Consider the following 10,398-nt stretch of genomic DNA (forward strand, 5'->3'; position numbering starts at 1 on the left):
GTTACTCGTGCCGCTTGCGCCCAGCATCCGCCGTCGCGCCGTTACTGAACAGGCAAACATCATCCAAGGCTTGCAGGACGGCGGCGCACGCTATGTGCTGGTGCCGAATATCCCGGATATTGGACTGACGCCACTGTATCGATTTTTGGGGTCCACTTTTGCCGACTGGGGAACCCGTTTGAGCCGCGACTATAACCAAGCACTGTACGCCGAGCTGGCCGCACGGGGACTACGGGTCATTCCAGTCGATACCTTTAGCCTGTTGCAAGAGGCTGCCCGTGACCCGCAGCGTTACGGCTTTAGCAATATCAGCGGCAGCGGATGCAGACCACAACTGATCTTGCAATCGATTTTCTGCAACCCATCCACCTACGCAACCCCCGATGCCGGACAGCGCTACCTGTTTGCCGATGGCGTGCACCCGAGTGGCATGGCGCAGCGTGCCATTGCCGATTTAGCGCTATCCATGCTCGAAGCGCCAAGACAAATCGCCGCTTTGCCGCAGTCCGCCGCCAGCAGTGGGCGCAATCGTGCCAGCCGGGTCGCCGCACAAGTCGCCCCGCAATCGACGGCTAAAGACGGGATGCAGCCTTGGCTCGATATTCACGGCGATTTTCAGCGAGGCTTACCAGCAGAGGCTTATCACGGCAAGGGCGCGGCGCTGCTCGCTGGATTGGGCTGGCAGCAGGGCGATTTCAGTATCGGCGGCTTTGCCGGTTACGCCCGTGAGCACAACCGCTTTGACGGCTCGCGCGGCGACTGGAAGCAGCGCGAAGCGACCATAGGCGCTTATCTTAGGTTGCGCTACGGCAGTGGCGGCTGGCTGCTTTGGCAAATCAGCTATAGCCGATTGAAACTGGATGTCACCCGCAAAACCCCGCTCGCCACCGCGACTCGCCGTCATCAGGGGCAAACCGATGCCAAGAACTTAACCGCTGCACTGGATGTCGGCTGGGATTTCACCAGCGGCAGGCTGACCCAGGGCCCGGCACTAAGCGCCGTGGCGCAGCGTATCAAGGTCGCTGGTTTTGCCGAAGATCAGCCGCAGCTTTCCACTTCGCTCGCCTATGCCAAACAAACTTTGCATTCGCAAGTTGTCGGCATCGGTTGGCAGGCCAGTTTCCAATGGGATAACGGCTTTACCCCCTGGCTGCGGTTGTCTTATGAGCATGAATTTAAAAAGCCGCCCAAGCAAATCTGGGCGCGCCCGCAATCCATGCCGGACACCATGGCTTACGCCGTCCCCGGCATCGAGACCGCGCGCAACTGGATCAGTGCCACGCTGGGGCTGCGTACACAACTGGCCGGACTGCCCGCAAGCCTTGGCGTGAAACTAAGCCGCGCTCAAAACAGCGGCTACGAAAGCCTGCTGTTTGTCCGCTTAGGTGGCGGCCTTTAGCTTCCAAGCGGCGGGACGCCTGGCGGCAAAATCAGGTAACATTGCGCCCCTTTTGACGCCCTCAAGCTGGAAGCTATTGATGATTGCCCCTTTATTGCAAAAACTCTTCGGCAGCAAAAATGATCGTGAAATCAAGCGCATGCGCAAAACCGTGGAACAGGTTAATGCGTTTGAAGAAAAAACAGCCGCGCTCACCGATGAAGCGCTAAGGGGCAAAACCGATGAATTCAAGGCGCGGCTTGCCAAGGGCGAGATGCTCGATGCATTGCTGCCGGAAGCCTTTGCCGTTGCGCGTGAAGCGGGCAAACGCGTTTTGGGCATGCGTCACTTTGACGTGCAACTTATCGGTGCAATGGCGCTGCACGAGGGAAAAATCGCCGAAATGCGCACCGGCGAGGGCAAAACGCTGGTCGCGACCTTGGCCGTATATCTCAATGCGCTGTCCGGCAAGGGTGTGCACGTGGTCACGGTCAATGACTATCTGGCACGGCGTGATGCCAACTGGATGCGCCCGCTCTATGAATTTTTGGGGATGACCGTCGGTATCGTCAGCGCCTTTCAGCCACCGGAAGAAAAACGCGCGGCCTACGCTGCCGACATCACTTACGGCACCAACAACGAATACGGCTTTGACTATCTGCGCGACAACATGGCCTTTAGCCTCGCCGATAAATTCCAGCGTGAACTTAACTTTGCCGTGGTCGATGAGGTGGACTCCATCCTCATTGACGAGGCGCGTACCCCGCTGATTATCTCAGGCCAAGCCGAAGATAGCTCCAAGCTGTACAGCGAAATCAATAAGCTGATTCCACGATTAAAGCGCCAGATTGAAGAAATCAAAGGGAAAGATACCGAGATTATCGAAGCCGGTCACTACACCATTGACGAAAAAGCCCGCCAGGTTGAACTTAACGAGGCCGGTCATCAGTTCGTCGAAGAATTATTAACCGATGCGGGCCTGCTGGGCGAAGGGGAAAGCTTGTACAGCGCCCATAACCTAAGCCTGCTCACCCATGCCTATTCGGCGCTGCGGGCTCATGTGTTGTTCCATCGCAATATCGAGTACATCGTCCAAGACGGGCAAATTGTGCTGATTGACGAGCACACCGGCCGCACCATGCCCGGGCGCAGACTATCCGAAGGCTTGCATCAGGCGATCGAAGCCAAAGAAGGCGTGGCCATTCAGGCAGAAAGCCAAACGCTCGCCTCGACCACCTTCCAAAATTACTTTCGCCTGTACCACAAGCTGTCCGGCATGACCGGCACGGCGGATACCGAAGCCTTCGAGTTCCACCAGATTTACGCGCTGGATGTGATGGTTATCCCCACCCATATGCCGATTGCACGGGTTGACCATAACGACTTGGTCTACCTCACCCAGCAAGAAAAATACCAAGCGGTGATTGAAGACATCAAAGCCTGTAAAGAAAAAGGCCGTCCGGTGCTGGTCGGCACGGCGACCATTGAAGCCTCCGAATACCTCTCCGGCCTGTTGCAAAAAATGGGCATTAAGCATCAGGTCTTAAACGCCAAATACCACGAAAAAGAAGCGCAAATCATCGCCGAAGCCGGACGTCCAGGCGCGGTCACTATCGCCACCAATATGGCCGGACGCGGCACCGATATTTTGCTCGGCGGCAATTGGGAGGCCGAAGTCGCCGCGCTTAATAATCCCACGCTAGAGCAAATCGAAGCGATTAAAGCCGATTGGGGGCAGCGCCACAAACAAGTTATTGAAGCCGGCGGGCTGCACGTGATTGCCTCAGAGCGGCACGAGTCGCGCCGTATCGACAACCAATTACGTGGTCGTTCAGGACGGCAAGGCGATCCGGGTTCTTCGCGCTTTTATTTGTCGCTGGAAGACAACCTGATGCGCATTTTCGCCTCCGACCGTGTCAAAGGCTTTATGAAAGCCCTTGGCATGCAGGCCGGTGAAGCGATTGAGCATCGAATGGTGACGAACGCCATCGAAAAAGCCCAGCGCAAGGTGGAAAACCGCAACTTCGACATCCGCAAGCAACTGCTCGAATTTGACGATGTCGCCAACGAGCAGCGCAAAGTGATTTATCACATGCGCAACAGCCTGCTGACCGCCGAAGACATCAGCGAAACCATTGCCGAATTCCGTGAAGAGGTCTTAAAGCAAACCTTCCACGCGCACATCCCGCCGCAGTCGTTGCCGGAACAGTGGGATATTCCCGGCCTGGAAGCGGCGCTTGCCAGCGAGTTCGGCCTGCAATTGCCGATTGCCCAATGGCTCGATGAAGACAAAAAACTCTACGAAGAGCCGCTTTTACAGCGCATCCGCGAGCAGCTACTGGCCGCTTACCAAGAGAAAAAAACACTCGCTGGCGAGGAAGCCATCAGCGCCTTTGAAAAACAAATCCTGCTGCGCGTGCTGGATGAACTATGGAAAGACCATCTGGCAACGATGGACCACTTGCGTCACGGTATCCACCTGCGCGGCTATGCGCAGAAAAACCCCAAGCAGGAATACAAGCGCGAATCCTTTAGCCTGTTCCAAGAACTGCTCGAATCCATCAAGCGCGACTGCATCCGCTTTCTCTCGCACGTTAAAGTACGCCGCGAAGATCCGGCTGAAGAAGAAGCCCGCCTGCGCCGCGAGGCCGAGGCACTGATGCAGCGCATGCAGTTCCAACACGCCGAAGCGCCCACCGCACTGGCCGAAGCTGAACATCAGGTGCAGCAGGTGCAAGAAGCCGTCGCACCAGTCGCCCCCATCCGCGCCGAACCCAAAATTGGCCGCAACGCCCCCTGCCCATGCGGCTCAGGCAAAAAATATAAACACTGTCATGGCAAAGTCGATTAATTAAAGGAAAGGTTATGGCCGTTGGTCTTGCTCCACTACCCAAGTTACATCCGGTTGCAGGCTTCGCACTGGGCACCGCCTGCGCCGGAATTAAAAAGCCCGGTCGGCAGGATTTGGTCGTGATGCGCTGCGCCGAAGGCTCCACGGTCGCTGGCGTATTTACCCAAAACGCCTTTTGCGCAGCGCCCGTGCAGCTTTGCCAGCAGCGCTTTTTGGGCGCGGTGCGCTATCTGCTCACCAACTCCGGCAACGCCAATGCGGCAACCGGCGCGGCGGGACTGGCCAATGCAGGGCAAGTCTGCGCCACACTGGCGCAGCTTGCCGGGGTCGCACCACGAAGCGTGCTGCCGTTTTCTACCGGCGTTATTGGCGAGCCTTTACCTGTTGATAAAATCGAGGCTGCGCTGCCCGCTGCGCTTAAAAACTTGGCCGAGGACAACTGGCCAGCGGCGGCCAGCGGCATTATGACCACCGATACGCAGCCCAAAGGCGCCAGTCGCCAGTTTGTCCACCAAGGTGTAACGGTCACAGTCACCGGCATCAGCAAAGGTGCCGGCATGATCAGGCCGAATATGGCAACCATGCTCGCCTATCTCGCCACCGATGCCAAAGTCGCCCAAGGTGTATTACAGGATTTGCTCAAAGGCGTGATGGACAAATCCTTTAACCGCATCAGCATTGATGGCGACTGCTCGACCAACGACAGTTGCATGCTGATTGCGACCGGCCAAGCGCCGCTGCCAGAAATCACCGCTGCCAGCGGTGCACTTTATGCCGCGCTGAAACAAGCCGTGGAAGAAGTCGCGCTGGAACTCGCCTGGGCCATAGTGCGTGACGGTGAAGGTGCCAGCAAGTTTGTCACGGTGCAAGTAAATGGTGGCTCTTGCCAACAGGAGTGCCTTGATGTTGCTTTTGCCGTCGCCCATTCCCCCTTGGTCAAAACCGCCCTGTTCGCCAGCGACCCCAACTGGGGACGCATCCTCTGCGCAGTCGGCTACGCCGGGGTTGCGCGGCTCGATACCGGGCGCGTTTCCCTCTACATCGGCGATTTGTGTATCGCCCAAGGCGGCTGCCGTGCTGAAGGCTACACCGAAGAACAAGGCTCGGCCGCCATGCGCGAAGAAGAAATTCTTCTTCGTATCGACCTGGGTCGCGGCACCTGTAGCGAAACCGTATGGACAACGGACCTGTCCTACGACTACGTCAAAATCAATGCGCAATACCGCAGTTGAGTCAGCAGTTGAGCCAGAAACAGCTGCATGTCGCTGCCGCCGTTATCCGTGATAAAAGCGGGCATATTTTAATCGCGCAGCGCCCTAAGGATAAATCGCACGCGGGCTTGTGGGAGTTTCCCGGCGGCAAACTGGAAACTGGGGAAACCGCGCAGCAGGCGCTTATCCGTGAACTGCGCGAAGAGTTGGGCATTGAGACGCAAACAAGCCAGCCGCTGATCCAAATACGGCACAACGACCCCAATGCAGCGATCCTGCTCGATGTGTTTGAAGTCAGCGCATTTAGCGGCACGCCGCGGGGGATGGAAGGTCAAGCACTGGCCTGGATTAAGCCCGCACAGCTTGTGAACTACCCGATGCCCGCAGCCAATGCCCCGGCAGTACGCGCGGCAAGGCTACCCCGACAATACCTGATTACCCCGCAGCGTCTGGAGCCCGAAGCCTTATTGTGCGGCATTAAACAAGCACTCGCCGCCGATTGCCGCCTGCTGCAATTGCGCGCACCCAATCTGTTTAGCGCCGACTACCGCGATTTGGCGGTCGATGTGCTGGGTCTCTGTGCGGGCAAGGCGCAATTGATGCTTAAAGGGCCGCTCGAATGGCTGGGCGATTTTCCCGCTGCCGGATGGCATTTAAGCGCTGAACAACTGCGCAAATACGCAGCCTGCGGCCGCCCGTTTCCAGAAAGTCGCTGGCTCGCCGCCTCCTGCCATAACGCTGAAGAACTTAAGCTGGCCGCACAGATAGGCGCGGACTTTGTCACCCTGTCACCGATTGCACCGACGCAAACCCATCCCGAAGCCGCACCGCTGGGCTTAGAAGCGGCGCGAGACTTAATCGCAGGCTTTAATCAACCCGTCTTTATTCAAGGCGGGGTCACCCCCGATGACGGCGAGCAAGCCGCCGCCATCGGCGCACAGGGCGTAGCGGGTATTCGCGCGTTCTGGCCTTCAGGCGGTTGAGTTTTGCTCTTTTGGCGATTTTCGGTAAATCCAGCCCACCAGCGTTCCGATGCTAAGTCCTTGGGCGAGAATGGAAACCAGCACCACGATATAGGTCAAGGTCAGCAGTAAATCGCGTTCAGGCCCGTTCGGCAGCGCCAGCGCCAGCGCAACCGAAACCCCGCCGCGCAGCCCGCCCCAAGCCAAAATGCGAATAGTGCCGAGCGGCGCGGGATGCCCCAGACGGCGCATTAAAATAATCGGCGGCGCGACCGTCGCCAATCGCGCCAGCAATACGGCCGCGCCCAGCAGCAAGGCGGCCACCGCATACAACCCGTTAAACGGCAGCAGCAACAGTTCCAGCCCAATCAACGCAAACAGCAGCATATTGAGAATTTCATCAATCAATTCCCAAAACTTATCGATATAGCGGCGGGTTTCCTCAGACATGACGCGATGTCTGCCGTGATTGCCGATAATCAATCCAGCCACCACCATGGCCAAAGGTCCGGAAACATGCAGCGCCTTGGCCAGCGCGGCACCGCCAAAGACCAAGCAAATGGTCAGCATGACTTCCACTTGATATTGGTCAATACCGCGCATCATCAACAGCACCGCGTAACCAATGGCCGCACCAAACAACACGCCGCCAATGGCTTCTTTAACAAATAGCCAACTAATCTCGCCTGCCCCCGGCGTACTGCCGCTTAATAAAATGGCGAGCAAAATACTAAAGACCACCACCGCCGTGCCATCATTAAACAGGGATTCGCCAACAATAGTCATCGCCAGCGGTTTGGGAGCACCGGCGGATTTTAAAATACCCATGACGGCAATAGGGTCAGTGGGTGAGATCAGCGCACCAAATAATAAGCAATAAATAAAGGGGATATTCCAGCCAAACAAATCAAAAACCAAAAAAGCCAATCCGCCAATCACAAAGGTAGCGGTCAATACGCCGAGCGTGGCGAGCAGACCGATCGGCCATTTATAACTGCGTAAATCATTTAAATCGATATGCAAAGCACCGGCAAATAATAATGCGGGCAAAAACCAAGTCATCAGGATTTCGGAAAAATCAATACCGCGAATCATCTCCTGCGCCTCGGTCTCCAAAAGCGGAAAACCAGCCAGTGAAATAAACTGCAATAACGCCGAAAACAACAGCGCGGTAACCATAACTCCAATGGTCGGCGGCAGGCGGATAAAACGGTAATTAACGTAAGTCAGCAGTGTAGTTAGCCCAATAAAGGCGGCAACGATATTAAGCATTTAAAACTCCAGAAAACTTAAAAAACCATTCCCCTGCCCTTCTCGAACAAGAGGAAGAAAGATAAAGCCATGAAGGGTAGAAACTATATCGCGCAATTGCCCTAAGGAATAAAAGCCTTTATGGGCGAATCTCAATAAGCGTGTAATCGGCTACATAATCCCAAACTTCACGCATATCCGCATTGTTCAGCGCAATACAACCTTCTGTCCAATCCAGGCCGCGAAAAAACCAGTCGGGAAACTCAGCGCTAGAGGGTGTGCCGTGAATCATAATCATCCCGCCAGGGTTAACACCAGCTTTTTCTGCGCGTTCTCGGTCGCGTTGATTGGGATAAGAGATATGCAGCGACAGGTTAAAGTTTGCGCTTTTTTGCCGCCAATCAATAAAGTAAATACCTTCCGGCGTGCGCTGGTCGCCTTCGCGCTGTTTCGCCCCCTTTGGTTGTTTACCCAATGAAATACGGTAGGTTTTAAGCACCTCGCCTTTATGTAACAACTGTAGGCTGCGCTCAGACTTGATGAGCAATAGTTTATCGACCGGCCTATCGATAGCCTGTGCTGCTTGTGCTGCTTGTGCCACTGCGCAAAAAGTCGTGAGCGCAAACAGCAGAGCCGACAGGAAACCGGGATAAGTACGCATCATCGTTACAGCAGCAATCGTTATTCCGTAGACAGCAGAAACATGATTTTCCAACCGTCCTTCTCATTACAAAGCGACCATTCTACACCGCCATGTGCTTGACTGATACTGTCATCGATTTTATAGGCATGACAGGTCGCTTGATATTGCAGCAGTTCATCGGGCAAGGTTTTCAGTTGCGCAATGCTGATCAGTTCAATCTTCGGATAATCATGAGCGAGAAGATTAAACTCTTCGGCAAAGGAATTTTTCAACTCTTCCCTAAATGCCGCAATATCGCTTTCATCCGCGAGCTGTAAAAGACTAAATGAAAACAGCGCCGCCGCTTTATCCGGCTGATTGCTGGCAATCGCCTGATAAAACGCACGGATAACCGCTTGCGGATTGCTTTTATCTTCTTTGATTTCATCCGCTTGCCCGGCTGCGCTAATGATTAGCCATAACAGGGCAAGTAAACGATTCGTCCTAATCTGCATCATGTTAAAAGTTATCGTCTTGCGTGATTAAAAAGGTTAGCGCGAGGATAACCGGCAATTGCCGTACTTGCCAGTCAACCTGTTCTAATACCGATAACGACAGTAAAGGCGTTGCTATTCATCGTTTTCCTTTGATTAAAGTAATTCGAGATGCGGATTACGGATGCAGCGCCAAATCGCACCCATTTTGCTGACAATTAAAATCTGTGCGCCTTCATCGAATTGTTCATCCGCCCTATCCGGCTCAACCAATAAATAATGTACTCGTCCGTATTGATCACGTATCCGTGCTTGTGCCGTCCATCCGTTTTTGGCAATGCCTTGACTGATGGTGCCGGATAATCCCAATAAGGATTGCTCGCTAACCGCGCTGCTTTCATCATGCGGAACCAGCCGTACCAGCAGGCCGCCCACAGCACGGGTGGTGAATAATCCTACCGGTAACACCAATAATGCGGCGAGCAATGCGGGCAGATAGTGGTCAAGCACTAATTCCACTATCAATTGCAGCGCGTAACCGGCGAGGCTAAAGCCCAGCAGAAACAGTACCAGCAGCACCAATGACGGTACCTTGCCCAGATGCAGCCAGCCCAATACGCGACCTCGCGCACCTTCGCCCAAGTCTTGGGGCAGCAGGTTATCCAGCCAATGGCCGAGGCTTGCCGCGAGCAGCATGCCGACTGTTTCGACCAGCAAAATCAGCAGCATTAACCCAAAGGCGAGCGCAAAGGGCAGCGTTTGTGACGCAAGAAGCCAATCCAAAATAGCAGTCTCCCTGCTTATAACTGATTAGGCCGATGGATTGAGTGCGGGAACGCGGAGCATGCCATCAAGGCCACTGCCGCTTGATTTTCCAAACGGAGGGCTGCGCGGGTGCTTAATGAATCGGTCATTTCTGCTCCTTGTATGCAATTATTGCGCGGGGCGACTGTATCATTGTTATCTCACTCGTTTGTAGCAGCAACACTTAAGAAGCATTACTTTTTACCGATTTTGCCGATTTGCCGTTATTGAAGGACGCTCCAATGTACGAATGGCGCAAAAAACTGGATTGCTTTCAACCTCAATCCCCAGGCAACACGCTGGGTTTGCCGGAAGCTGCGGTGCTGGTGCCCATTGATACCCGGCAGCAATTGTTGCTCACGCGCCGCGCTGACCATCTGCCGACACACGCCGGCGAAGTGGCTTTTCCCGGTGGCAGGCGCGAACCCGAAGACCGCGATTTGGTGCACACCGCACTGCGCGAGGCGGAAGAAGAAATCGGCCTTGCGGCGGCGCAGATTGAGGTAGTCGGCAGGCTCAGTACGCTGATTTCGCTGCACGGCATTTATGTCACGCCGATAGTCGGGCTACTACAACAACCTTGCTTTAAGCCCAATCCGGCTGAAATTGCCGATCTGTTCCAGGTGCCACTTAGGTTTTTCTGCGACGAGCCGCGCAGCAGCACGCACCTTATCCACTATCAAGGCACGCCTTTTTACGTGCCAAGCTGGCGCTGGCAGGGTTTTCATATTTGGGGAGGGTCTTAGGAAGCAAACATGTTTTTATGGCATGATAACTTCCTGATATGACTGGTAAAAATAGGTACTTCAAACGTTCGAAAATCAG

9 protein-coding genes are annotated in these 10,398 nt (G+C 54.9%); 5 read left to right on the top strand and 4 right to left on the bottom strand.

Features of this window, described 5'->3' with window-relative positions; all coding sequences use genetic code 11:
* From AXE65_RS08965 to AXE65_RS08980, 4 genes are all read left to right on the top strand, one after another.
* A partial coding sequence (locus tag AXE65_RS08965; protein WP_068391099.1) for an autotransporter outer membrane beta-barrel domain-containing protein occupies positions 1-1,399 on the top strand: 1,399 nt, incomplete at its 5' end.
* A 79-nt stretch (positions 1,400-1,478) separates the two neighbouring features.
* Complete coding sequence (gene secA / locus AXE65_RS08970) at positions 1,479-4,229, top strand: preprotein translocase subunit SecA (RefSeq protein WP_068391101.1); 2,751 nt, start codon at positions 1,479-1,481, stop codon at positions 4,227-4,229.
* Between the two features lie 14 nt (positions 4,230-4,243).
* Positions 4,244-5,461 carry a bifunctional glutamate N-acetyltransferase/amino-acid acetyltransferase ArgJ gene (gene argJ, locus AXE65_RS08975; protein ID WP_068391104.1) on the top strand — a complete coding sequence of 406 codons (1,218 nt, stop codon included), beginning with the start codon at positions 4,244-4,246 and terminating at the stop codon, positions 5,459-5,461.
* Between the two features lie 8 nt (positions 5,462-5,469).
* The gene (locus AXE65_RS08980) at positions 5,470-6,423 is read left to right on the top strand and encodes a Nudix family hydrolase (protein ID WP_068391114.1); all 954 of its coding nucleotides are present in this window, start codon (positions 5,470-5,472) and stop codon (positions 6,421-6,423) included.
* Here the strand turns inward: AXE65_RS08980 and AXE65_RS08985 are convergent.
* The 4 genes from AXE65_RS08985 to AXE65_RS09000 all read right to left on the bottom strand — a co-directional run bounded on the left by AXE65_RS08985 (position 6,412) and on the right by AXE65_RS09000 (position 9,552).
* A complete protein-coding gene (locus AXE65_RS08985) occupies positions 6,412-7,674 on the bottom strand; it encodes a cation:proton antiporter (protein ID WP_068391107.1) in 1,263 nt (420 codons plus the stop codon). The genes AXE65_RS08980 and AXE65_RS08985 overlap by 12 nt on opposite strands.
* 118 nt (positions 7,675-7,792) lie before the next feature.
* On the bottom strand, positions 7,793-8,314 hold the full coding sequence (locus AXE65_RS08990; protein WP_068391116.1) for a L,D-transpeptidase family protein: 522 nt from the start codon (positions 8,312-8,314) through the stop codon (positions 7,793-7,795).
* 20 nt (positions 8,315-8,334) lie between these two features.
* Positions 8,335-8,793 carry a hypothetical protein gene (locus AXE65_RS08995; protein ID WP_068391110.1) on the bottom strand — a complete coding sequence of 153 codons (459 nt, stop codon included), beginning with the start codon at positions 8,791-8,793 and terminating at the stop codon, positions 8,335-8,337.
* 132 nt (positions 8,794-8,925) lie between these two features.
* Positions 8,926-9,552: an OB-fold-containig protein gene (locus AXE65_RS09000; protein ID WP_079214120.1), complete on the bottom strand. Its 627-nt coding sequence runs from the start codon at positions 9,550-9,552 to the stop codon at positions 8,926-8,928.
* Positions 9,553-9,815: 263 nt separating this feature from the next.
* Here AXE65_RS09000 and AXE65_RS09005 point away from each other — a divergent pair, with 263 nt between their 5' ends.
* A complete protein-coding gene (locus AXE65_RS09005; RefSeq protein WP_068391112.1) occupies positions 9,816-10,319 on the top strand; it encodes an NUDIX hydrolase in 504 nt (167 codons plus the stop codon).
* Positions 10,320-10,398: the final 79 nt, after the last annotated feature.

The sequence above is a fragment of the Ventosimonas gracilis genome (genome assembly GCF_001580025.1).
In the GTDB taxonomy this organism is placed as follows: Bacteria; Pseudomonadota; Gammaproteobacteria; order Pseudomonadales; family Pseudomonadaceae; genus Ventosimonas; species Ventosimonas gracilis.

Excerpts from the sequence above, each read along its gene's own strand:
- AXE65_RS08985 (WP_068391107.1), bottom strand. The coding sequence starts at position 7,674 with ATGCTTAATATCGTTGCCGCCTTTATTGGGCTAACTACACTGCTGACT.
- AXE65_RS08990 (WP_068391116.1), bottom strand. The coding sequence starts at position 8,314 with ATGCGTACTTATCCCGGTTTCCTGTCGGCTCTGCTGTTTGCGCTCACG.
- argJ (WP_068391104.1), top strand. The coding sequence starts at position 4,244 with ATGGCCGTTGGTCTTGCTCCACTACCCAAGTTACATCCGGTTGCAGGC.
- secA (WP_068391101.1), top strand. The coding sequence starts at position 1,479 with ATGATTGCCCCTTTATTGCAAAAACTCTTCGGCAGCAAAAATGATCGT.
- AXE65_RS09005 (WP_068391112.1), top strand. The coding sequence starts at position 9,816 with ATGTACGAATGGCGCAAAAAACTGGATTGCTTTCAACCTCAATCCCCA.
- AXE65_RS08995 (WP_068391110.1), bottom strand. The coding sequence starts at position 8,793 with ATGATGCAGATTAGGACGAATCGTTTACTTGCCCTGTTATGGCTAATC.